This window comes from Paenibacillus pabuli (assembly GCF_039831995.1).
Lineage (GTDB): Bacteria > Bacillota > Bacilli > Paenibacillales > Paenibacillaceae > Paenibacillus > Paenibacillus pabuli_C.
Genome location: NZ_JBDOIO010000003.1, coordinates 997471 through 1021859, shown reverse-complemented (window position 1 = coordinate 1021859; position 24389 = coordinate 997471). Strand labels below are relative to the sequence as shown.

At 43.4% G+C, this 24389-nt stretch carries 21 protein-coding genes; 14 read left to right on the top strand and 7 right to left on the bottom strand.

The window, feature by feature from the left end:
* The first annotated feature begins 41 nt into the window (after nt 1–41).
* Both ABGV42_RS06660 and ABGV42_RS06655 read left to right on the top strand, forming a co-directional pair.
* Complete coding sequence (locus ABGV42_RS06660) at nt 42–1805, top strand: sensor histidine kinase (protein ID WP_347380956.1); 1764 nt, start codon at nt 42–44, stop codon at nt 1803–1805.
* A gap of 18 nt (nt 1806–1823) precedes the next feature.
* On the top strand, nt 1824–3350 hold the full coding sequence (locus ABGV42_RS06655) for a response regulator (protein WP_347380955.1): 1527 nt from the start codon (nt 1824–1826) through the stop codon (nt 3348–3350).
* Nucleotides 3351–3447: 97 nt separating this feature from the next.
* Here ABGV42_RS06655 and ABGV42_RS06650 read toward each other — a convergent pair whose 3' ends face one another.
* The gene (locus ABGV42_RS06650; RefSeq protein WP_347380954.1) at nt 3448–3861 is read right to left on the bottom strand and encodes a MerR family transcriptional regulator; all 414 of its coding nucleotides are present in this window, start codon (nt 3859–3861) and stop codon (nt 3448–3450) included.
* 294 nt (nt 3862–4155) lie between these two features.
* On the opposite strand from ABGV42_RS06650, the gene ABGV42_RS06645 reads away from it, so the two are divergent.
* Entirely contained in the window at nt 4156–5196 is a 1041-nt protein-coding gene (locus ABGV42_RS06645) for an NAD(P)-dependent alcohol dehydrogenase (protein ID WP_347380953.1), read from the top strand.
* A gap of 145 nt (nt 5197–5341) precedes the next feature.
* Here ABGV42_RS06645 and ABGV42_RS06640 read toward each other — a convergent pair whose 3' ends face one another.
* Nucleotides 5342–6832 (bottom strand): glycoside hydrolase family 43 protein, encoded by a 1491-nt coding sequence (locus ABGV42_RS06640; RefSeq protein WP_347380952.1) that lies wholly within the window; start codon nt 6830–6832, stop codon nt 5342–5344.
* A 177-nt stretch (nt 6833–7009) separates the two neighbouring features.
* On the opposite strand from ABGV42_RS06640, the gene ABGV42_RS06635 reads away from it, so the two are divergent.
* Complete coding sequence (locus tag ABGV42_RS06635) at nt 7010–7933, top strand: ArsR/SmtB family transcription factor (RefSeq protein WP_347383156.1); 924 nt, start codon at nt 7010–7012, stop codon at nt 7931–7933.
* 302 nt (nt 7934–8235) lie between these two features.
* Nucleotides 8236–10287, top strand: coding sequence for a methyl-accepting chemotaxis protein (locus ABGV42_RS06630; protein ID WP_347380951.1), 2052 nt, complete (start codon nt 8236–8238; stop codon nt 10285–10287).
* 119 nt (nt 10288–10406) lie between these two features.
* Here ABGV42_RS06630 and ABGV42_RS06625 read toward each other — a convergent pair whose 3' ends face one another.
* Nucleotides 10407–11279 (bottom strand): helix-turn-helix domain-containing protein, encoded by an 873-nt coding sequence (locus ABGV42_RS06625; RefSeq protein ID WP_347380950.1) that lies wholly within the window; start codon nt 11277–11279, stop codon nt 10407–10409.
* Nucleotides 11280–11513: 234 nt separating this feature from the next.
* On the opposite strand from ABGV42_RS06625, the gene ABGV42_RS06620 reads away from it, so the two are divergent.
* On the top strand, nt 11514–12713 hold the full coding sequence (locus ABGV42_RS06620) for an MFS transporter (protein ID WP_347380949.1): 1200 nt from the start codon (nt 11514–11516) through the stop codon (nt 12711–12713).
* A 61-nt stretch (nt 12714–12774) separates the two neighbouring features.
* Here ABGV42_RS06620 and ABGV42_RS06615 read toward each other — a convergent pair whose 3' ends face one another.
* Nucleotides 12775–13455 carry a DUF421 domain-containing protein gene (locus ABGV42_RS06615; protein ID WP_347380948.1) on the bottom strand — a complete coding sequence of 227 codons (681 nt, stop codon included), beginning with the start codon at nt 13453–13455 and terminating at the stop codon, nt 12775–12777.
* A 241-nt stretch (nt 13456–13696) separates the two neighbouring features.
* Here ABGV42_RS06615 and ABGV42_RS06610 point away from each other — a divergent pair, with 241 nt between their 5' ends.
* Together ABGV42_RS06610 and ABGV42_RS06605 are read left to right on the top strand one after the other, a co-directional pair.
* Nucleotides 13697–14446 carry a gamma-glutamyl-gamma-aminobutyrate hydrolase family protein gene (locus ABGV42_RS06610; protein ID WP_347380947.1) on the top strand — a complete coding sequence of 250 codons (750 nt, stop codon included), beginning with the start codon at nt 13697–13699 and terminating at the stop codon, nt 14444–14446.
* Nucleotides 14447–14884: 438 nt separating this feature from the next.
* Nucleotides 14885–15631 (top strand): hypothetical protein, encoded by a 747-nt coding sequence (locus ABGV42_RS06605; protein ID WP_347380946.1) that lies wholly within the window; start codon nt 14885–14887, stop codon nt 15629–15631.
* Between the two features lie 124 nt (nt 15632–15755).
* On the opposite strand, the gene ABGV42_RS06600 is transcribed toward ABGV42_RS06605, so the two are convergent.
* Nucleotides 15756–16364: a hypothetical protein gene (locus ABGV42_RS06600; protein WP_347380945.1), complete on the bottom strand. Its 609-nt coding sequence runs from the start codon at nt 16362–16364 to the stop codon at nt 15756–15758.
* A 467-nt stretch (nt 16365–16831) separates the two neighbouring features.
* Here ABGV42_RS06600 and ABGV42_RS06595 point away from each other — a divergent pair, with 467 nt between their 5' ends.
* The 6 genes from ABGV42_RS06595 (at nt 16832) to nspC (ending at nt 22349) form a co-directional block, all read left to right on the top strand.
* Nucleotides 16832–17410: a TetR/AcrR family transcriptional regulator gene (locus ABGV42_RS06595; protein WP_347380944.1), complete on the top strand. Its 579-nt coding sequence runs from the start codon at nt 16832–16834 to the stop codon at nt 17408–17410.
* A gap of 167 nt (nt 17411–17577) precedes the next feature.
* Nucleotides 17578–17718: a hypothetical protein gene (locus ABGV42_RS06590; protein WP_347380943.1), complete on the top strand. Its 141-nt coding sequence runs from the start codon at nt 17578–17580 to the stop codon at nt 17716–17718.
* 28 nt (nt 17719–17746) lie between these two features.
* Nucleotides 17747–18457 carry an SDR family oxidoreductase gene (locus ABGV42_RS06585; RefSeq protein WP_347380942.1) on the top strand — a complete coding sequence of 237 codons (711 nt, stop codon included), beginning with the start codon at nt 17747–17749 and terminating at the stop codon, nt 18455–18457.
* A gap of 234 nt (nt 18458–18691) precedes the next feature.
* On the top strand, nt 18692–19051 hold the full coding sequence (locus ABGV42_RS06580; protein WP_347380941.1) for a DUF3221 domain-containing protein: 360 nt from the start codon (nt 18692–18694) through the stop codon (nt 19049–19051).
* Nucleotides 19052–19981: 930 nt separating this feature from the next.
* Nucleotides 19982–21220 (top strand): saccharopine dehydrogenase family protein, encoded by a 1239-nt coding sequence (locus ABGV42_RS06575; RefSeq protein WP_095287196.1) that lies wholly within the window; start codon nt 19982–19984, stop codon nt 21218–21220.
* A 1-nt stretch (nt 21221) separates the two neighbouring features.
* Nucleotides 21222–22349, top strand: a complete 1128-nt coding sequence (gene nspC, locus ABGV42_RS06570) for a carboxynorspermidine decarboxylase (protein WP_095287195.1) — start codon at nt 21222–21224, stop codon at nt 22347–22349.
* 91 nt (nt 22350–22440) lie between these two features.
* Here nspC and ABGV42_RS06565 read toward each other — a convergent pair whose 3' ends face one another.
* Together ABGV42_RS06565 and ABGV42_RS06560 are read right to left on the bottom strand one after the other, a co-directional pair.
* Nucleotides 22441–23319 (bottom strand): aminoglycoside phosphotransferase family protein, encoded by an 879-nt coding sequence (locus ABGV42_RS06565; protein ID WP_347380940.1) that lies wholly within the window; start codon nt 23317–23319, stop codon nt 22441–22443.
* A gap of 1 nt (nt 23320) precedes the next feature.
* Entirely contained in the window at nt 23321–24199 is an 879-nt protein-coding gene (locus ABGV42_RS06560; RefSeq protein ID WP_347380939.1) for an AraC family transcriptional regulator, read from the bottom strand.
* Nucleotides 24200–24389 lie beyond the last annotated feature (190 nt).

Here is a 24389-nt window from a genome sequence, read left to right as displayed (position 1 = left end):
GAGAGACATCACGATGGGGGAACAGGAGGACTTACAGAAAAATGATAAAGTTGATACATCGGGCAACGCAATTCAGTTTGCAAACGAAGGTGTTTTTGACATTTCTGGCCCTGCTATTGTTTGTGTTGGGCTGTTTTATCGTTTATGTGAACATGGTCGTTATCCGCCCGCTTAAACAAAAAACGGAGCAGGATCTGCTCGTGACAGCGACAAAGGTAAGAGAGCAGGTTGATCTCTATGTAGAGCAGCAGAACCAGTTGTCCCAGCGAATATTGGCCAGCAAGGATATCTTTGCAACGATGGAGAAAAGTACCGCGGCTCATAGTAATTACGAAAGGCTGAATCAGATCCGGAAGCTGAAAGACATTATGTTTCAGGCCATCGGACCCAGCATGAATATGAAGGACATGACAATCTATGACAAGGAAGGTGTGCTGCTTACATCATACCTGGGAAGTGGAGATCTTCCCGCCTTGTTGAGCAATATGGTCGCTAACAGCGGGGATAGACGAAAGTGGGAAGGGAACGGATTTATTCTGTTGCGCCAAACGGATACGATCTCCTTCGTTCGCACGATCAATGATCAGAACGGGAAGGTGTACGGTTATCTTAGCATTCAAATGGATCAGGCTTACATACAAAAACTCACTGAAGGAATTGCTGCGGGCGATGTGTATATTCTGAACCAGCAAGGTGACCAAATGACCGGATCGGAATCCGGAACCAATTTGTTGAAATGGACCAAGCCGTTATCCGACGAAGGATTGGACGTGGACAAACACAATAACTACATCACGCATTCGACTTCCCCCAGCACGGGGTGGATTACTTATATCGTTACACCCAAACAGTCGGTATTAGGCTCCATCCATTCGGTACAGAGCATGTCCATTCTGCTGATTACAGCATTGATGCTGGTGTCTTTTGTGTACATCTTCCTGACCACACGCAATTTACTGCTTCCGATCCGCAAGCTTCGCAGCCAGATCTGGCGTATTAATTACAGCAACATGAATCTGAAGGTAGACGAGAGACCGAAGAATAATGACTTGCTGCTGCTGAATGAAGCTTTTCAGGATTTGATGGAACGATTGCAGCAATCTATAGAGCGTGAAAAGGCGGCATTGCATGAGGAGGTCATGGCACGAAATTCGGCTTTGCAAGCTCAGATTGCTCCTCATTTTATACACAACGTCCTGTATCTCATCAGCATCGCAGCACAGGAGGGAAAGACCAAGGTCGTATCGGATATGTGTAAACATCTCTCGGACAGTCTGCGGTATATCGTCTCCTCGCCTTACGCACATGTGACTCTGGCTGATGAACTGGAGCACACCAGACATTACTTATCCCTTGTACAGCAGAAGTACGAGGAAGATTTGGAGTGGGAGATTCATGCCGACGCTTTAGCAAGCGAAATTCGACTGCCGAGGCTGGCCATCCAACCTTTTGTAGAAAATTGCATAGAACATGCCTTTTCCAATACTGCGCCGCCTTGGCGTATTCAAATTACGGTGAAACAATATAACGGGTTATGGGCTCTAGAGATTAAAGATAACGGAGAAGGCTTCCCTCTCGATAAAATTCAGGAGATCCTCGCAAAAGTTCAGGAATCTGATGCTGGAGAAAACCAGCTTCTCCATCATCCAACGTCCCTTGGTAATATGGGGATGCTCAATAGCGTCAACCGGCTCAAGCTGATGTATAGCAACCGGCTCTTTTTCAACATGTTCAACAATCACGCACATGGCGAAAAAGGAGCCACCATTCAAATCATCGGCTCGCTGACAAAGGATTTCTACTAGGCAAAGGAGAGACATGCGATGTATAACGTCATGATCGTAGAGGATAGCAAACCGATACTGCGTAATATAAAAATGCTTTTGGATGCGCTTACCCTTCCCATTCGCGTGGTGGCCACAGCGACGAATGGAGAGGATGCCCTGGCAGCGCTTCAGCATGAGCCCATTAATCTGCTCTTAACCGATATTCGGATGCCCAAAATGGATGGCTTATCGTTGATTGAGCAAGCAAAGATGGCGAACCCGGACCTGAAAGTTATTCTGATTAGTGGTTATAGCGACTTTGAATACACACGAAAAGCGCTCAACTTGCAGGTGTTCGACTATTTGCTGAAGCCTGTGGAGCAGGAGGCGTTAGAAGAGGTCATGATCCGGGTTATTGACCAGCTCGATCAACAGAAATCCAAAAATCAGATTGAACTGCAAGAGATTGTTGATCCTCAGTGTTATGCCGAATTGCAAAAGGGAGATGATTTCTCGTTGTTTGCTCAGATGATGGTTATATTGCGCAAGCAACCTTTTACTCCGGGAAAGGAACAATGGACACAGCAGACGCTTCGGGAAGCAATGGAGGATTACTTTGCTCCGCAGCCTTGTCGCGTGTTACGGAGTCAAACGCCGAATCAATTTATCGTTTTTGTTAACAAGGGAGCGCTTGCTCTGTATTCTTCCATGCATGAATGTCTGGAATCATTACGACGGCATTTGGTTATGCATAACATGGATGCGATCATTGGGGGGCAACTACTGTCGTCCTCTGATTCGGAAAATCTGCCTCAACTATATCATCAAATAACGTCAATATTGTCTGCGCAGCAGCGGTTGAAACAAGGCTTGGCGCTCGATACTGGAAATCCCGTTTCAATGGCCAGACTGGAATCAGGATGTCTGGATTCCGTATTGGAATCCGCTTTTGTGAAGATGATACAGGCTCACCAGAAAGATCCGTTTACGCTGAAGCTGTCCGAGCTGCTGGACCGTTGGGCGGAGGGTCATGTACATGTGAGAGAGGTAGAGCGTTTCATCGGGCTATTGGTGGATACGTTCGCTCATCTGTATGAGGAACAAGGCTCGGGAATGAGGCTTGGTCTTGAACATCGGGCCAAACAGCTCTTGGAAGAAACGACATACGCCGACTTCTGCCGGGAACTAAAGGAATGGACAGGGCAGTGCTTTGATATGCTGCAGTCGCACGTTCGAAAAAGCAAGGAGCTCCTATTCGAGCAAATTGATGAGTACATCAAGCTTAATAAATATTCCCACTTGTCCATAAACGACATCGCTTTGAAGTTTCACGTCAGCCCATCTTATGTGAGCAGGGTGATCAAAAGCGTAACGCAAGCCACGTTTGTTCAGTATTATACCCGGCTGAGAATTCAGGAAGCCTGCAGGCTGATGGAACAGCAACCTGATATGAAGTTTAAGGAATTATCGGACCTTCTATCCTTCAGTGATCAGCATTATTTCTCTAAGGTGTTCAAGGAGTATACGGGATACAGCCCTACGGAATACAAAGAATTGATGCCTAGCAATGGGTATCATAAATAAAATTCATTTACGAAAGAAATATCATAGAATCTGTAACCTTACAGAAAAATGGGCAAAAAACCTAGCTCCCAAAGGATACTAGGTTTTTGGTGTTTTTTTAATTCGTCATCGCTTGACCCATTTTATCCTTTTTATGAATATCTTCCGTTCCAGCAGCAAGAGCAGTTTCATAATAGGCACATTTGTGTTCAATGACTTCCATGGTCTTTCTGAGTTCTTGCATCTGTGCTTCAACACTCGCCTTACGTTCAATAAACATGTCGTATCTCTCCTGCAGCGTGGAGTCACCTTCGGAACACCATTCAATGAAATCCTTGATATCCTTAATCGGCATACCGGTAAGTTTCAGACATTGGATGATCTTCAAAAAATCAATGTCGGATTCTTTAAACTTGCGCACTCCGCCAGGGGTACGTTCTACAAAAGGCATAAGGCCTTCTTTATCGTAATAACGCAATGTGTATACAGTGAGATTCAACTCTTTAGCAACTTCGCTGATCGAATATGTCATACGGATTCTCCTTTTCTTACGGCATAGACTTCGAGTTAACTCTAGTTTCTGTGGGGAATCTTATCATGGTATATACAGGATGTCAAAGTGAGCAAATACATAATGGAGCTGGAGAGTATCTTTGATAAATTTCTTGAAAAAATTGAAAAAGACATTTGACCTAGAGTTAACTAGAGGGATTAAGATGACTTTGCGAGAGAAAAGAAGGAAGGGCGGTCAATTGTATCAACCGTGATTCTTGTCCATGTATGGACCTTTTCTCTTGGAAAATGAACATCTTAGGAGGTTTCTATTATGATAACTGCTAAAGCACGTGCTGTGGACGGACCGGATCAATCGTTCCGCTCAGCTGAAATCAAACGACGCGATCTGGACACACATGATGTCCTGATTGAAATCAAATATGCCGGCATTTGTCACTCTGACATTCATACGGCTCACGGTGAGTGGGGCCCTGTGAATTATCCGCTGGTTCCTGGTCATGAAATTGCAGGAATTGTCACAGAAGTAGGACCTGAAGTTTCAAAATATAAAGTGGGTGACCGAGTAGGCGTCGGATGTATGGTTGACTCCTGTGGGGAATGCGAAAATTGCCGCCGCGGAGAAGAACAGTACTGCCTTAAAGGCAATATTCAAACGTATGCTGGGGTTGATAAATACGGTGAACCCACACAAGGTGGATATTCGACTCACATCGTTGTAACGGAAAATTTCGTTGTCCGGATTCCGGATAACATTGCGCTGGATGCAGCTGCACCGTTACTCTGCGCAGGGATCACGACGTACTCGCCTCTCCATCATTGGGGAGCAGCTCCAGGTAAAAAAGTAGCGATTGTAGGTATGGGCGGGCTCGGTCATATGGCTGTCAAAATCGCACATGCCATGGGTGCCGAGGTAACAGTGCTGTCTCAATCCCTGAATAAAAAGGAAGATGGTTTGCAGTTTGGTGCAAACCATTATTACGCCACAAGTGAAGCTGAAACGTTTGAGAAACTTGCGGGTTCCTTTGATCTGATCATTAACACGGTAAGTGCCAATATCGACATTAACGCTTATTTCGGATTGCTTACGCTGGATGGTACACTCGTAAACGTAGGTGCACCTGGTGAGCCGCTCGCAGTTAACGTCATGTCTCTCATCGGTCACCGTCGATCATTTGCAGGCTCCATGATCGGTGGTATTCGTGAGACTCAGGAAATGATGGACTTCTGTGCGAAACATGACATCACACCTCAGATCGAAGTGATCTCGGCTGATCAAATCGACGAAGCTTACAAACGCGTACTTGCTTCGGATGTGAAGTACAGATTCGTTATTGATACAAGCACAATGTAAGTGCTGAATTAAAATTAAACTTCATGTAAAAAGACTGTGAGGATGTCTCCAAAGTGTTAACTTTGAGGACATCCTCGCTTTTTTTACTGGCAGTTAGTTATAAGTTAAAATGTGAATTTCTATTGTTTAACTCGGGGATTTTCTTTTAGATATAGTCGCACTTGAATTCAGAGAATTCTGCGAGAGCCCCTTCGCCATAGGCATATAAACCGATGACTACACCAGTAAATCCGCCAGCAACCTCAGAGGAAAGGTATTTCGTATGTGCACTGCCTAATTCGATCTCCTTATCCTGGTTTCCCAGACTAAAGGTATACCGATCGTTGGTTGCCCGGATCTTCAATGTGGCTTGGTTAAAGCTCCCGAGCTCCACTTCGTTTTCAACCGATTTGATATCTCCAATATTAAGGCGCTCGATAACCTTATATCCTTCAGCGTTTTTCCGTATAGCCAAATCGTAATGGTGGTGTTCATCCATATACAGGCTGATGCCTGCTTCTCCATCCGTAAGATCAACATTACATGAAATGATGGCATTAAAGTCCTTTTGTCGGATACCGATGAAGGTAGGGGTGCCCGGTTGATCGAGCGAGACGTCTGTTCCTTTAAGCGTTAGCTTGTTGGATTGTAGCATATAATTCTGCTGATGAGGATGTCTGAGATAGCACCAATCCTTGTCCCATTCTGTGTTGTCAAAAGTAAATGACTTCTTCTCAACCTGAACGACAGATTCGGATATCCGGTCAGTTTCAAAAGCTAATAACGTCGTTCCATTGTGACCTGCTGTAAACCAGCCGTCTTCATCAAATGTTACAGGTGCTACAAAAACTTCGCGACCAAGATGGTGAAACGTCTGCCATTGTCCGATCTGCCGGAATCCCAAGTGGAAGAGCCACCAATTTCCCTCAACATCCTGAACCAGATCGCCATGCCCAACACCCTGCAGTTCATAACCGCCCAGGTTACGGTTGGTTAACACCGGATTGTGAGGATAAGCTTCAAAAGGGCCGGAGACAGAGGATCCGCGTGCATACGTTTCCATGTGACCATATTCGGTGCCTCCTTCAGCAGCCAGCAGGTAATATAGACCGTTGATCTTATACATATGAGGACTTTCCAGGTAACGTCCCCCAGTTCCTTGCCATATTGTCCGGCTCGGCGTAAGCTTCTTGCCTGTTTCAATCTCAATTTCACATTGAACGATCCCCGAGACGCCGAAATCGTCAGAACCGTTACTCATGAAGTACGCTTTTTGATCTTCGAAATATAAGTCCGGATCGATTCCACCCTGGTCCACAAATATGGGCTCAGACCACTCACCATAGATATCGTCTGTCCACACATAGAAGTTTTGGCGAGTCGTATCATTCGTGGTCGTCATATAGAATCGCCCGTTATAGTGACGAAGGGTAGGAGCGAATACGCCTCCTGAGCTGTTCACATGTTCGAGTTGTACCTGACTCGTTTTCGTTAGACAATGACCAATCTGCTCCCAGTTAATCAGATCTTTACTCTCAAAAATCGGTACTCCGGGGAAGTATTGAAATGAACTGCAGATCAGGTAATACGTATCGCCAACTCTGCAAACGCTTGGATCTGGATAGAACCCTTTGATGACGGGATTGTTAAACTTCATTCGTTCTTTCACCTCGATGATAAATTCATAAAAATAAGAATTCTAATAATATGAAGCTACTGAAATTAAACACCAACCCAAGGTGTATTTCAATAGAATGGGGTTGTAATTTCATTGAATATTCTTTAAATTTATATAAATGTGATTTCATCAAGAGTGACCAGGAGAGTGTAAATGATGATCCAATCGAACGGGGAGCCCCGGTTTATGCCTTTATACGATGCGCTTGCCAGTGAAGTTCGCTGGCGGATTATGGAATTGATAGCCGATCAAGAGATGAGCGTCAAGGATATTGCTGCACAGATCAAACTTAGCCCATCCATTGTCACGATGCATATCCGAAAACTGGAACAAGCCGAATTAATCGGAAGCCGAAGAGTCCGGCGAAATGGGGGAACACACAAAATGTGTTTTCTCAAACAAAAAAAGATCGAAATTGAGCTGCCTGCGCCCAGCAGAGTCACGAACATAAGAGAACAGACCATTTCCGTTGGTCATTATACTGCTTTTGATATTCATCCCACTTGCGGACTGGGTACAAGGGAAAAGGAAATTGGGGTATGGGATGATCCTCGTTATTTCCTGGATCCTGAACGGGTTCAGGCTTCCATCCTCTGGTTCGGAAGAGGTTATGTGGAGTATAAAACGCCTAACTATCTATATCCCGACCCTAGTGCTGATGCTATAGAAATTTCCATGGAGATTGCTTCTGAAGCCCCAGGCTTGGGAGATGATTGGCCATCTGATATTACCTTCACCTTTAATGGCATTGTGCTGGGAACCTGGACAAGTCCGGCAGATTTCGGTAGGGCGGCACGCGGCAAATATACACCGGAATGGTGGCACCGCAACGTGAATCAATATGGATTATTGAAGACGATACGAGTGGATGCTTCCGGGACAACCATGGATGGCGAGTGGATGTCAGACGTGACTTTGAATGATATTAAGCTGGGTGAACCGTTCTGGACACTCAGGTTTGCCGTTGAAGAAGAAGCGGATCATGTAGGAGGGTTAACGTTGTACGGGGCTGGCTTTGGTAATCATGACCAGGACATTGTGATCCGTGTATATGTCGATGGCAAATCAGATTATGGTTAACATATCCATTCCATTTATGCTATAATACAAAACAAATAAGGCTTGTTACTGATCTTTTTCAGGCAATACCTATGTATATACATGCTCAACGTTTCTTTGAGTGTGTATATATATGGGTTTTTTTGCGTTTACATACATCATTAAATTATCAATAAGGAGGGACTTGCATCACTGAAGCAATGTCGGTTACCAAGCAATATTAGCTATTAACAAAAATTAAAATATACACCATTAATTAAATTATTTACTAGAATAACCGATATATAGATTTGTTCTAAATTTATCATGAGAGGGAGATCCATTTGAACGAAAAAGAGAAAAAGAAAAAAGGTTCATTTTTCAAAAGACTGGCATTTGTTTCACGTTTAATGAGCACCAGGCTCATTGCAGCTTTCCTTACGGTTCTCATCATTCCAACCGCACTTATCGGATATTTCTCTTATCACAGTGCACAAGACCAGGTTCAAAAAAGTATGACAGATCCCATGAATACAATATTAACAATGACAGGACAGCATATTAATAATCTGGTGGGGACAAAAGCAGAACTGCTAGGTTACATAGACAGTATGTTAAGCGCTGATGCCAGTGAGATAAACATTGAAGCAGTCCAAGCAGAATTCAACCAGTTAGCTGATACATATCCTGATATTCTAGCGATTACCGTAGGTACCGAACAGGGCAGCTTTGTTACTTCTCCAGAGATCGAGGAGGCAGTATATGATCCACGCAGTACGGAATGGTACAACAATGGTAAAAAACATAGTGGATCGGTTTATTTTTCTAATTTCATGAAAGACCCGGATTCCGGGAAGATTTATGTGGACATATCCAAGGCTCTCTCAAGTGGACAAGGCGTAGCAAACATTAAACTTGATCTGGCGCCATTAGCAGAAGAGATATCGTACGTGGATGTAGGAGGTAATGGAAGTTTGATTGTGGTCGACTCCAATCGAACCATCGCAGCCTGGGCCGGTGCCATTGTTGAAGGTGGAGGAGGAGAGCTTGGCGGTGCACTTATTGATGGAATACCAGTCCATCCCAATACAGCGTCAAGTCCTGATGAACCCATGGCATTCTCCCAATTTGTCCGAACGGACCTGGAATATGATTTGGAAGTTTATAACGGTGTTAATGCGTTAACAGGCTGGAATGTCATCGCTTTGATGGGTCATGAAGATTTCATCGCAGCTGCGAAACCCATTCTGGTTACTAGTTTTACCGTTATTGTGATCTCTACATTGTTAGCTGCAGTTATTATATTCTTTATTCTTAGATCCTTTATGGTACCTATGCAAAAATTGCGAACGGCAACACGACGTGTGCGTGAAGGAAATCTGACGGAACGGGTTAATCTTAGAAATAAAGATGAATTTGGCATATTGGCGAATGATTTTGACCAAATGACCATTTCATTACAATCCGTGGTTAGTGAACTTAATCAGACATCGTCTTTACTAAATCATACCTCACAAATGATTCAGGAAAGCACAGAACAAACGACTGCTTCGGTTCAACATGTTGCTGAAACCATTCAGCAGACCGCCGAAACGGCTGTCGTTGGAGCAGAAAGTTCGGAACAAACAGCGAATGCGGTGGAAGAGATGGCCAGAGGTATCAGCACCATAGCTGAATCGGCTGCTGCCATTGTGGATTCGGCTGAGGAGACAGAGCGTGCAGTCGCGGACGGCGGGAAAACCATCAACCAAGTCGGAGACCAGATGGAGCACATTCTGACGGCCGTCGAAGAAACCTCAGCCTTGATTAACGAGCTGTCTAATCTATCAGCTGAAGCCAACAGAATGAACGAGGCGATTGCGGATATCTCTCGCCAAACGAATCTTCTGTCACTGAATGCTTCAATTGAAGCAGCGAGAGCAGGAGAAGATGGAAAAGGTTTTGCTGTCGTTGCAGGTGAAGTACGCATGCTGTCCTTACAATCCAAGCAAAGCGCAGAAGAAATTGGTGCAACCATCGGCAAAATGTTCGACCTGATCGAGAAATCCACTTCATTAATGAATGAAAACGTTCGAAATCAAGTTGGCGAAGGGATGCGGATCAGCCGGGAGGCTTCAGCAACCATATCGAACATTGAACAATATACGGCTCATATCGTGGATCAAATCCAGGACATATCTGCCGTATCAGAGCAGCTGTCAGCAAGTACGGAGCAAGTCTCTGCTTCGGTAGCAGAAATGGCCAATATTTCTAAAGTGTCTGCTGACAGTGCCCAGACCACTTCGGCAGCTGCCCAAGAGCAAATGGCGGCTATGGAGGAAATTGCTGCATCATCCGTCCAATTATCCAATACGGCTGAGAATATGCAAAATCTGGTCCGTCGATTCACTCTTTAGGTTTGTTATAGGGTTAGGTTTATATGAAAAGGCGCTCCTTCTGGGGAGCGCCTTTGTGCTGTTACCTTAGTCGCCTAAATGCTGTGTTGAGGATCTACAAGATCAGGAAGACACCTGTTTTACGGATTGGATGCAGCATCATCCCCGTACATATCTTTTTGATTCCGCTTGCGAAAGCTTCGTGGCGATTCACCAACCGTTTTGGTAAAAAGAATGGTGAAATAGTTAGGGTTTTCATAACCAACCAGCTTGGAAATTTCCCATATTTTTTTCCTGGTCGAGACTAACAGCCGGGTTGCCTCACCCATTCGACGTTGGATCAAGTAATGATAGGGGGAGGTGCCGTAGCGATTTTTATACATATGAATCAGGTAATAGAAGTCGATATGAAATTGTTCAGCGAGTTCCTTCAATTTAATATTTTGCCGGTAGTTGGTATCCAGATAGTCTTTAATACTCTCAGCAAGGGTGCTGCTCCGTATGATCTGCCCAGCCGTTTGTTGATGGCGGGACATGCGTTCGATGATCAGCAGTACTGCTTTCAACACATGCTGGGAGATGCGCTCGTATCCATCCTCACGAATGGAGAATTCACTGAATAAGGTCTGCATTAACGAATGAAGTTCTTCCGAATATCGGTTTGCCCGAATAATCGGCTCACTATGTGGTGGTACAACCCAGTCGGCATCACCCTGGATACCCTCTCTGTAACGAAAGCCACAATAGAAGGTGGATAACGGATATTCAGGATCGGATTTTTCTTCGTGAAGTGTCCCTTTATTGTAAATGAGCAGGTCTCCCTTTTGGGCCAAGTGCTTCACACCATTAATGGTGAAAGAACCTTTTCCTTCATTTACGTAAATGATCTCATGCAGATCGTCATGTTTATGAGTCGGAAAACTCCAATGGGGATTGCCCGCCAGCTTCCCGACATAAATAATGATACAATCCTGATCTTCATGGAGTTGTCCGGGTTCGTGGCGTGTATTCATCTATGTCTTCCCTTCAAGATTCTATGATGAAAAATGACAACATTCATAATGTTTTAAATTAAAACCACAACAACCTTAATTGCCGTCTGGCAAGTCTGACAGTACAATTTCACTATCCAATATGTACTATATATCGAAACTGAAGGGATGGGAAAGCAGAAAATACATAGAGTAAGAGCTGTCTTGTGAATTAAAGCGCTTGCAACATTAGAAAGGATTAGTGAATTCAAATTGATGACCAGGACTAGAGAAAATCTACTTATCTTAACGCTTACGCTCGTCAGCTTCGTACTCGGAACAACCGAGTACGTCATCGTAGGTGTGTTGAAAGAAATCGAAAGTTATATGAAAGTATCTCTCGCTGCTGCAGGCGCCCTTGTCTCAGGCTTCGCTATTGCATATGCAGTAGGAACTCCATTCGCCGTGGCATCCTTGGCCAAAATATCCAGAAGAAGCTCGATTTTAATTGGGTTCGCCATTGTGCTTGTGTTGAATGTATTAACCGTGTTCTCAACCACGTTCCCTTCCTTGATGGCCATTCGTATCGTTTCGGCCGTGGCTTGCGGACTTACGATATCGCTTTCGATCTCGATCGCAAGCGACGCCGTTCACCGGGAGCGGAGAGGGGAAGCTATCGCCTGGATTTTGGGCGGTTTTTCCATTGCGAATGTGCTAGGTGTGCCGCTCGGTACATTTATTGGACAGCATCTGAACTGGTCCATGACATTCGTCGTTACGGCTTGCATCGGTGTCGTGCCGTTTGTATTCATGTTCCGAATCCTTCCGCGCCGCACGACAACCGTCACCGGCTCGTTTGGCGATCAGATGGCTCTCTTTATGAAGCCGCGCATATTGTTGGCCTGTTTAATCCCGGTGCTGGGTAATAGCTGTATCTTTGTCATATTTACGTATATTACACCGCTTCTCAGCGAGTCTATGGGCGTGCCCGTGCGTTGGATTAGCGCTATACTCCTGGTCTATGGAGCCTGCAGCATTCTGAGCAACTGGATCGGTGCCAAAATAGCCAAAGGTGATTTTCTGCCCAAGTTGAAGTGGCTTTTTGTCATCCAGGCGGTTATTTTCCTCGGACTGAGTTTCGCTGTGTCCAATCTGTGGCTTGGTTTGACGTTCCTGCTCCTGATCGGCTGTCTGTCGTCTTCCATGAGTGCAGCATCCCAGCTATATCTGTTTGATGTATCTGGAACAATTGCGCCGGAATCCAAAGCATTTGCTTCCACACTGCTGCCTGTGGCAGCCAATGTGGGTATTGCGCTCGGTTCTGGTGTCGGTGGACTTGCTGTCAATTTGGGCGGTGTGGCGTGGGTGCCTCCGGTAGCCGTGGTATTAGCTTTGCTGGCTTTTGCAATTACAAGAATATGCCAGCGATCCATTCAATTGAATTCTGAAGAAGTGACCACTTCAAACGCGGCCTAGATTAAATGAGTACAAAAATGACCAGGTATATGGGGCTTTACCATGTACCTGGTCTTTATTTTTATAATGGATTAAGAGGTATGATATATAGTGTTCCATCGTCACCATATTCTGCATAAGCGATATCTTTTATATTGTCATAGCCCTGCTTTTGGATTTCTATCAGGACCATATCCATATCGATATGTTTACCTTTCATGGACTTCTTAAGCAGTTCTCCTTTATCAATTACGGTTACGGCAAAACGATCAGGTGATGTCTTCATGCCCAAATCTTGAGCAGTAGGGGGTTCATACTCAGGCTTGCGAAGAACGGATAACGATCCGTCGGTTTCCAGTATCGCATACTTCACTTCCTGAATAGAAAATACATTCTGTTTACGGAGCATGGAAAGCAACTGTTTAAATTCAATGTCATATTTTTTTAATAAGCCTTGATTGACTTCTCCATTATCAATTAAGAGCACGACTCGTCCTTCTGCGACATATCCGAACTTCACAAATCGTGTTGTAGCTTTCTCGAAAAGATAAGCGAGTGCAGTCCAAAGTGCCAATGCGAATAATAGATGAGATACCTTGACCTGGTCATCATACAGCGTATTTCCCACAATCTCACTGAGCACTAATGAGGATAGGAAATCGAGTGGTGTAAGTTGGCTTAGCGTTTTTCTGCCTGTAATGAAAGCAATGGCCCAAAGCCCGAAAAAGCTAATGACTAGCTTAATGCTTAACTCCATGAACATTCCTATCCCTCCCAAGTTACAATTCTTGATTAACATTACCCGGTATATTCATCAAATAACATGATGGAATTTTTACCAATGTAGCTGAATCTGTAAAATGTCCTCGGGATTGTGCAAGGGAAAGAGTAGGAAAATGCAATGATTTGGTGAGTTTGTATATAAGGAGATCTGATAAAATGATGTATAGATTCCCGTTCCAACCAAGCGATCCACATGAAAATGATCATTAGGAGGTAACCCAATGAAAAAGCCCATGATCGGAGTTCTGCCACTGTATGATTCCAACCAAAAAAGTTACTGGATGCTTCCAGATTATATGAAAGCAATAGAGGATGCTGGCGGGATTCCAATTATGCTGCCGTTGACTACAAATCTCGAGATTATCGCAACCTTGGCGAATGAGCTGGACGGGTTCTTGTTCACGGGCGGACATGATCTTAATCCGGAGCTTTATCATGAACATGTAGAGGATACCTGCGGAGAGTTATGTATCGAACGCGATATGATGGAGTCACTGCTATTTCAGAAAGTAATTGAACTCGATAAGCCTGCTTTTGGCATATGCAGGGGCTTACAGCTGTTTAACGTGATACTTGGTGGATCTTTGTATCAAGACATTCCTACACAATTTGAAGTAAGCAATACCGTTAATCACAAGCAAAGCCCGCCATACACGAATCTTGTACACGATGTACATATTGAAAAAGGTAATTTGCTGCATGACATTATTCAAGCGGATACTGTTAAAGTGAACAGTTATCATCATCAAGGGATCAAGACGTTATCCGATAAGTTGATACCAGCGGCAATTGCTGAAGATGGACTTGTTGAATCCGTAATTATGCCGAATCATAAATTTGTACTGGCTGTTCAATGGCATCCGGAGTACAGCTACGCAGTAGATGAATATAGCCAAAAGTTGTTTTCAGCGTTTGTTAGCTCTAGTACATCCCTCGGCTATGATATCAATATCGACGAGATAACAGCATAAAAAATAAAAGCAGTTCGATCCGTGTGATCGGCTGCTTTTTTCAATATGGACGTTTGATTATTATGAACCCATAACGCCTTTAGTAATTTTGGACAAGATTTTATGTAAACAGACATGCAGCATGGATAGTATGGTGACCACAACTAGAAGAAACGCAGCAATGCTAAGTACTTTAGTCGGCATTAGGTCCGCAATCCAATTTCCTCCCAGGTATATACAAACAAATGCAATGAAGATTGCCAAACCGTAAGTAACGATGATTGCTATAATTTGTTTCGGTGGACATTTCCTTAATAGATGTAGTTGCTTCCATATTAAAAATATTAGTAACATTACACTGATTATTGTTGTGATGATTTCCTGGATTTTAACCAACTCCTCTCTATTATAGAACGTGGGTATTACAGAGGAAGTTTTAACTATAATGATGTTCTGAAGATGATACTTTTTATAGCCGAGATTTGTGATATAGGTTGGTTGATGATTGTAGATGAATATGTAAAAAAAATGTATGCACAGAGAAGTTCCGTGTTAAACTTGATTCAAATCTTGATGGAGGTGGAAAGTTTGCGATTACCACTTTACATATTGCTCTTATTGTTTGTACTAACAGGCTGTTCTGCAGAAAGTGCAGATACCATTATACCTGATGAATTGAATCCGAACAGCATCACGTTAACTCCTGTCGATTTGACCCAAGGGGAAGCAGCAAAATTAAGACCTTTCCTTGGAACAATGTCCGGTGCATTTAAATTAAGGTATGAGGGAGAGAAACCGGGCGCCAGTTTGGATATGGACATTTGGGAGAATGGAAGGAAAGTTGATTCTGCAGGATCTATAGGGGACTTATTTTTCAAGCCGGAAGGGCAGATAGAAAGCGGCACTGAAATTGAAGTTATTATATCCATTGATACAGTAAGAACAGAGGAGCAAAAAGAAATATGTATTGTTAAGATCAGTGCAGGTTCAGGCTTAGCTACGTTTACTCTTCCTTGGAATTCGGAGTTGAAAGGACGAGGGTTGATTCAACATACTGAAGCGTTAACATTTACAACTGATCGTCCGGTTCCTGCGTTTGCCATGCATGCCACAAGTTCAAATCAGGTATTTGCTGGAGACTTCTCAGAGGATACATTAAGCAAAACGGAATGGGCGCTTGTGTTCACTGTGCGTTTTGAAGAGTAGAAGATTCTGAAAAGATAGTGTTTGAAAATATATTATTATGGATTAGATCGTGGAGCAGCTGCGGTGGCAGCTGCTTTCTTATATTGTTCTAAGTTAAGTTGAATGAAATGACTCACACAAAGTACTAATCGATGTTTTCGATACGCCATTTGCCTTCTTTGTTTTTTGTAAAGAAGTATGTAATGGCTTCATTCTCAATACGCCCATCCGGATGTTTCTTGGCATGTTGAACGCCTATCCGGATTTGTTCACGCCCATCCATTTTTATTTTATCTAGCAGGTCCAGATCATAAAACATAAACTGAACGTTTTCTTCATCGAAGAAGAGTGCTTCTTTCCGGGAACCTTCATAGAGATGAACATTAAATTTTTCTTTATTATTTTCAACTATGCCTTCAAGATTGCCTTTGAATTTAGTGATGATATCATCGTTAAAAAATTCTTTTTTGTAGCGTTCAAAATCAATGAACACACCTTTTTTAAAGTCTTCCGCTTCAATCTCCTTGAATTCTAATCCCTCCGGATCAATTAATCTTTCCAGTTCCGTTGTGGCATTTGTTGAAGCAGGTGTTTGACTAACTGGTGTTTTGCTGCTTGGATAATGTCTTTGGTTAATATCATTCATTAATTCTCCATCGGATGTTGCACAAGCAGTTTGAAGCAAGAGCACAGTCAATATAACAGAAAAAATGCCATGATACCCTATCTTCAATTGAGAGATCCGCGATTTCATTTTCACAAGCCTCCTAGTTACTATCTACTATTTCAAATTAATTAACAAAAGGAATGGCAAAAGGTTTGAAATGACGAAAGAAAGGTTTCAACCAACCTCTAATTATAAAATTTAATCGTATGAAAAATTCACAACAGCAAAAGCTTTCCACGTACTTTGCTTCTACGCACATTAACACTCCACGTTTGCTCACCCTCGTTGTTGTAAAAAATTCACCATGATTAAGAAAAACACAAGAACTTTTTTTGAGAATCATGATTATATTAGCCTGGTGAACCCTTTGAAATAAAACAGAGATGGAAGTAACAAGCGAAAAATAATATGAGAACGATCGGTAAAATAATTCTTTACTGATCATTCTCATTATGTTAGGATGATTCTACAGGAAAACAAACCAATGATTTATCCGTAAATTATTCTATAAAACCTTATAAACACACTGCAGGTGTGTGAAGGGAAGGATTCAATTGGCAAGAAGCAAAGAATTTGAGGAAAACGAAGTTTTGGACAAAGCCATGAAACTGTTTTGGGAACAGGGATATGAAAAAACGTCGATGAGTGATCTCGTCGAGCACATGGGCATCCATCGCAGAAGCATTTATGACACGTTCACAGATAAACGGACCTTGTTCTTCAAAGCAATGGAGCGGTTCGGAAACCGTACCGATGCCAAATTGGCTGCAGGTGTCAAGCAATCGCAAACAGCCAAGGAAGCTCTTCAATTTATCTTCAATTATATGAGCAGCCCTGAAGAAGGCGAGCCGCCTGGATGCATGTTTGTAAATTCTGCAGTAGAAATGGCTTGCCGGGATGAAGACGTAGACGCCAAAGCTGTGGGAGCCTTTGAAAAAGTGGAGCATCTTCTTGTGGAGATCGTCACCTGGGGGCAAGAAAACGGTGAGTTCTCAAGTCAATACGGCACACAAGAACTAGCAGAGTATCTGCAGAATGCCTTAATAGGGATAAGGGTAATGGCTCGGACGTCAGTGTCAAAGGAAAAGCTCCAGCGTATATCCGCAATGAGCATGCTCATATTAGAAAAATAAGAAGAGTATGTTTTCTTTATCAGATATTTAGCAATGACATACTCAATAAAACCAAAGACGGACTGTCAAGTGCAGGAGCTTGCTCCTGCCTTAACCAAGTATAGAACGAGTTTTTGCACCGTTATTAGAACGATCATTCCCGTAAAGGGAACATGGAGATTTTTAATATGAAAACATTAATTATTGTAGCCCACCCGGATTTGCAATTTTCGCGGATCAATAAAGCATTGGCTGATAACATGAGCGAGCAGCCGGATACAACTGTACATGTGCTGGATGAGTTTTATCGAGATCACATTAACAAATAAATCATAAAATTTCCGAGGAGGAACAGAAATGACGAATAAAATTGCATTGGTTACTGGAGCGAACAAAGGAATTGGGTATGAGATTGCCCGACAATTGGGGGAATTGGGCATTACGATTTTGGTTGCCGCAAGGGGCCAGGCTACAGCCGATGAAACAGCAAAACAACTGAACAAAAAGGGCATTGACGCTGTGGGTATAGAGCTGAATGTGACGAACTCCGATCATATCGCGGAGGTAACCAGATGGATTAGTCACACCTACGGACGATTGGATATTCTGGTCAATAATGCGGGAGTGTGGGTTGAAAAAGAGGAATACGAAGGCGATGCACTACGTGATACGTTCGAAGTTAATACATTTGGTCCTTATTACCTCACAGAGTCATTGATGCCTCTGCTTCTGAAAAGTGAGTCTGGCCGAATTGTCAATCAGAGCAGCGCTCTCGGTTCCATACAATTTCTGCTTACCAATGAGCTTGCGCAGCGGATTGCCACCCCTGCATATTCAGCATCCAAGGCAGCGTTAAACATGCTAACAGCATATTGGGCTCAAAAAGCGCAAGGAACGAATCTTAAAGTGAATTCCGTACATCCCGGTTTGGTGAAAACGCAAATGGGCGGCGAAAAGGCAGAGTTATCGGCAGAGGACGGTGCGAAAACTGCTGTGCGTCTGGCTACCTTGTCTGAAGACGGTCCAACAGGTGGCTTCTACTATATGGATAGTCAGCTTCCTTGGTAAATCAATTTTTACAGTAGAACGCTGAGAATCTGCGCAAAGCGCATCTTCTATTAGAAACTGGACGGACAGTCGGTAAAGTTGTACTTGAGCATTTTTAAGCAAACGCATGCACCCGAAGCCGCATATTTGCGGCTTTTTGTTGTTATAGTATGCGTGAAGAAAAAAGCAACAAACATTCCTACCCATACGTCTAATATAGCAGATAGGCTCATTGTGAGGTGAGGAGGATTAAGAATGAGAATAGCGTTCATAGGTATGATGTTATTCGTTCTATTATTTACACTTAGTGGATGCCAAATCTTCTCAGCAAACGAAAAAGGGGATTATGTCATTCTGAAGGAAGAAGAACGAATCCTGGTAGCTGAGAATATACTTCGAGAAGAAGCCGATCGCAGTCTTGCTGATCTCAGAGAGAAAAAGGTTAAAGTAATCCAATATATTGTTGAAGATTCCAAACTCATTGACAAAATAGAAGTAGGGGACAAAGTAAAAATTACTCCTGAAGTTAATGAGGAGGGGTTCTATCTTGTTAGACAATCTGATCCACCTCAAATTATAGCGGGCAAGATCGAGATAGAGGAAAGAAGCAATTGATTCGAAGATTTCTAAGTAAATTAGTACAAATAAAAGAGCAAACAATATAAATGGGTAAAGGTGTAAAGTTTCGATATCTTTAGTAACTATACTAATGCTTGTAGATAAACATGATTCCATTGATAACTTATTGTGTCCGAGACTGCAGAATAGACGTGCATTTCTTGCAGAGAGGGGGGATTAATCAATTGAAAACGGTTTTCTTCAGCGGGGATGATGTTTGATAAGAAGCTAGTGTTAGATTATGCAAACTGCAACATGTAGTCTGAGCAGCTGAGAAATCATATCAAAATGTCAAAAACAACAAGGAAAGTTACACGGAAAAAGGATCTGCTGACATGGGTAACGGTTCGTCCAAAATGAGGAAAAAATATTTTTTGAGTTATCCCTTGATTTTTTTAAAATGGTTTGTTATTGTTTAACCTGTGATTTTGGAAAGCAGATATGTCAATTGGGATTAGAACTTTCCAGCAGATAATTTTGACCACTTCCTTCAGGGAGTCAAGGCCATACGGACAGCCGGGTCAAACGCCGATTGGCAACTTATGTTGCCTTATTGATTGAGTTAAAAGCTCAAATTTTATAAGTTGGTTACTTTACAACCAGTGCAATTGCACATCAACTTGTGAAACGGTCAATAAGAGTGGTAAAGGCGAATTATTTGCTATATAGACTCTGATCTGATATTGATATACATGAGGGAGCTTTCCACCAGAGGAGTTCTTTGAACTTTTTTGGTTATGGAGACTTTACGTTTTTTCACGATGTATATCGACAAGCAAGTGTGATGATGCGCGGGTTGCGGCATTTATTCACCTTGCTTTTTTTGTTGTCAGGAATTGACTGAAGTTGGAAAATGAGAAGACCTTGAAACGGACGTTTGAATCAAAAAACAAAAAAATCTACATATTGGGATAGGAGAATGTAAAAATGGGAAAAGCACTAATCATCGGCGCCGGCGGCGTGGCTTCTGTGGCAGTACACAAATGCGTTCAAAATAGCGAAGTTTTTGAGGAAATCTGCATCGCGAGTCGTACCAAATCCAAATGTGACGACCTCAAAGCTAAGCTGGACGGCGGCAAAACAAAAATTACGACAGCACAAGTGGACGCAGACAATGTAGATGAACTAATCGCTCTGATCAACGAAGTTAAACCGGATATCGTCATGAACCTGGCTCTGCCATATCAGGATCTGACAATCATGGATGCATGCCTTGCAACCAAAACGCATTACATGGATACTGCAAACTATGAGCCGGAAGATACAGCAAAATTCGAATACAGCTGGCAATGGGATTACAAAGAGCGTTTTGAAAAAGCGGGAATTACTGCACTGCTCGGCAGCGGTTTTGACCCAGGCGTAACTGGCGTATTCTCTGCCTATGCCCTGAAGCACTATTTTGACGAGATCGAGTACATCGATATCCTGGACTGCAACGGCGGCGACCACGGCTATCCGTTCGCAACTAACTTCAACCCGGAAATCAATATCCGCGAGGTTTCGGCAAACGGAAGATACTGGGAAAATGGTGAATGGATTGAAACCAAACCGATGGAAATCAAACGTGTCTATGACTTCAAGGAAGTTGGCGAAAAAGACATGTACCTGTTGTACCATGAAGAGCTGGAATCTTTGGCGAAAAACATTCCTGGCTTGAAACGGATCCGTTTCTTCATGACATTTGGTCAAAGCTATCTCACTCACCTGAAAGCTCTTGAAAATGTGGGCATGACTTCAATTGAACCCATCGAATTTGAAGGCAAACAAATCATTCCACTGCAATTCCTGAAGGCAGTACTGCCTGATCCGGCATCCCTTGGACCACGTACTGTGGGCAAAACGAACATCGGCTGCATTTTCAAAGGTAAAAAAGACGGCAAAGACAAAACGTACTACGTTTACAACATCTGCGATCACCAAGAGTGCTACAAAGAGGTTGGTTCCCAAGCCATCTCGTATACAACAGGCGTTCCAGCAATGATTGGCGCAGCAATGGTTATGACAGGCAAATGGAACAAACCAGGCGTATACAACGTGGAAGAGTTCAACCCGGATCCGTTCATGGAAGAGCTGAACAAATGGGGACTTCCATGGGTAGAAGACTTCAACCCGGTTCTTGTTGACGAACTGCCAGAAGAAGCCAAAGAATCGGAGCTCGTTCGTTAAGATGCGGTTTGAGCAATTACCGACTCCATGCTTTGTTGTTGATGAGGCGCTTATTGAGAAAAATGTGAAAATCCTTAACGGCGTCATGCAGCGTACAGGTGCCAAAATTGTGCTCGCCCAAAAGGCATTTTCCATGACAGCGATGTACCCGTTAATCGGACAATATTTGAGCGGAGCAACGGCAAGCGGGCTGTATGAAGCCCGCCTGGGCCATGAGGAAATGGGCAAAGAAAATCATGTCTTTGCTCCGGCCTACCGCGAAGACGAGATCGATGAGATTATTTCAATCTGCGATCACATTATTTTCAACTCTTTTTCGCAGCTAGCAAAATTCAAGGATAAGGCACTTCAGGCTGGCCGCAAGATTGGCTTGCGTATTAACCCAGAATGCTCGACTCAGGAAGGGCACGAGATATACGATCCGTGCTCTCCGGGTTCGCGTTTTGGTGCCAAACAGGAGGATTTCCGGGCAGAGCTGCTGGAAGGCGTCTCCGGTTTGCATTTCCATACATTATGCCAACAAAATTCCGACGATCTGGAAACAACGCTGAATGCGGTTGAAGAGAAGTTCGGACAATGGCTGCCTCAGATGGAGTGGATTAACTTCGGCGGTGGGCACCACATTACGCGTGAGGATTATGACATTCCAAGACTGGAAGCATGCATCAAACGTATGCAGGACAAATATGGTCTGGAAGTATACCTGGAGCCAGGAGAAGCTGTTGCGCTTAACGCAGGTTATCTGGTGACCTCGGTGCTGGATTTCCACAAAAACGGAATGGACATTGCCATTCTGGATACTTCAGCCACATGCCATATGCCAGACGTCCTGGAAATGCCATATCGTCCGCCGCTTGTCGGCTCCGGAGAAGCAGGAGAGAAGCCTCACCTCTATCGTCTTGGTGGTCAAACCTGTCTATCTGGTGATGTCATTGGAGATTATTCGTTTGATGAGCCTCTGAAAGAAGGAGATCGTTTGGTCTTTGAAGATATGGCGATCTATTCTATGGTCAAAACGAATACATTCAACGGAATGCCATTGCCAGCCATTGCTGTGAAACGAAAAGACGGCGATTGCGAAGTGGTCCGTGAATTCGGCTATCAGGACTTCAAAATGAGATTGGCATAGCTAGCTATTATATATATCATCAATAATAAACCGGATTCCGTGACTAGGAATCCGGTTTTTTTATGTCTCATCTTTAGATGCACTAATACGACTATAGTGATTTATAATCTCGGCTGATCACATCTATAACCCGTTTTCCCCAAATCGATGACTCCGAATCTGGTTCATTCCAAGCATAGGTGATAAGTGCTTTCCATAATGCCCATCCACGTGCACGGTTAATCATATCTTGGTCAGCATTCATTCGGCGGAGAAAAATATCACGACTCCTATCATCAAAAAAGTTCCATGCCATCACCAGGTCGCTGGAAGGATCACCTACGCCCATCGTTCCGAAATCAATGACACCGCACAATCGGCCGTTTTGTACGAGCAGATTTCCTACAGCAACGTCACCGTGCAGCCAGAGCGGTGCAGCTTCATATTTTGTGGCAAGGGCAAGCTCCCATATTTCCAATAACAGCTTTGGATTGTACTGACTGGGTAAAACGTCTATGACGGATCTGGTGTCCTGGTCATAAACAGCCAGGTTTCCTCCGCGATGAAAATTTTGGATGCCTGCGGGAATACCTTGGCTTGCATCAATCGCTTCCAGTTCAATTAGAAAACCAGCGAGATCCTCAGCAAATGTGTTCAGATCAGTAATATTTTCAACTGTGACTGTGCTGCCTTCAATCCATCGGTTAACAGACCAGGGAAGAGGATATTCTACCGTTGGTTCACCTTTTGCAATTGGTGCCGGAATCGGCAAGGAGAGATAAGGCTTGAAAAAGGGCAGCCATGTCAATTCCTTTTGAACAGCAGAGGCATATCGCTCATGACTCGGTAAACGAACAGTCATCTCATTTCCTAATCGATAGGTCCGATTATCGTGTCCACTTTTGTCTACGGGTGCTATGGATAAGTGCTTCCACTCGGGAAATTGACTCTGGATCAGCTGACGTACCAGTTCTGTCGTAATTTCAATCATGTTATTCCCCCCTGCGGAAGTGGTTAGGTGTTCGTTGATGCTGTTTTTTGAAAGACTGAATAAAGTGATTCACATGATTGAAGCCCACTCTATGAGCTATCTCGGTTATTGTATAGTCGGTAGAACTTAATAACTCGCAGCTTTTTTTAATTCGATACTTAATCAAGTAGGCGTAAGGGGTCATATGAATTGTACGCTTAAAACTTCGGGTGCATTCCGAAACACTCAGATGAGCTGCATCCGCAATGTCCAGCAATGTAATCGGCTCTGCATAGTTCTGATGGATGAAACTGAGCATGAATTGAAGTCTCTCCTGTTGCCGCTTCACGTTCGCTGATGCTTCCTCTGTCGATAGCGAGAAATTGGAGATTATGGTCAGCCACAGCTGTACCGTCTGAATGGAAACCTCGTATTCCCAGCCCCATTGTTTGGTCTTCTCAAATTTTGCTTTCATATCCCACAGCATTTCTAATACTTGGATTTCCCATGTAACTTCGCCTTTGATTACAAGTGATACGAAAGACGAGTTGGTATAGGGGACGACATAGTTTCTCTCCATAGCACTATCAGAGTAGAAAGCCAGCAGTTTCTCCGGAAAATTAAAACTGACATACTGTCCGTTATGCGTCAAATGGGTCGTAACATGAAGAATGCTTTTATTGATCAGAATGGCCTGACCTGCATGTAATTCATGATCCATCCCGTTAACCTGGATCACCAGTGTTCCTTTGGTAACCAATGTGATCTGTAAATCTTCATGCCAATGCAGGTCGTTAAACCCTCTCCCTTCAGGGATGCTACCGTGGACCGTATGCGTGTACATGATATAAGGGAAGGAAGTATCGGGATATTGGATGGTCTCATGCAAGGGTTTTTCCATGGGGTTAAGTCCTCTCAAATGACGATATTTCGATATAAATGAAAGATATAGTTACACAAATTAACCATAAGCGGTGATATTATTATATCAGATCTTGGGTTTCTCAATACAATCCTGTGCACAGACGATTGGATCAAACATCTTGGAGGACGTACATGTGAAAATAAATCAATCGTCATTACCGCTTCAT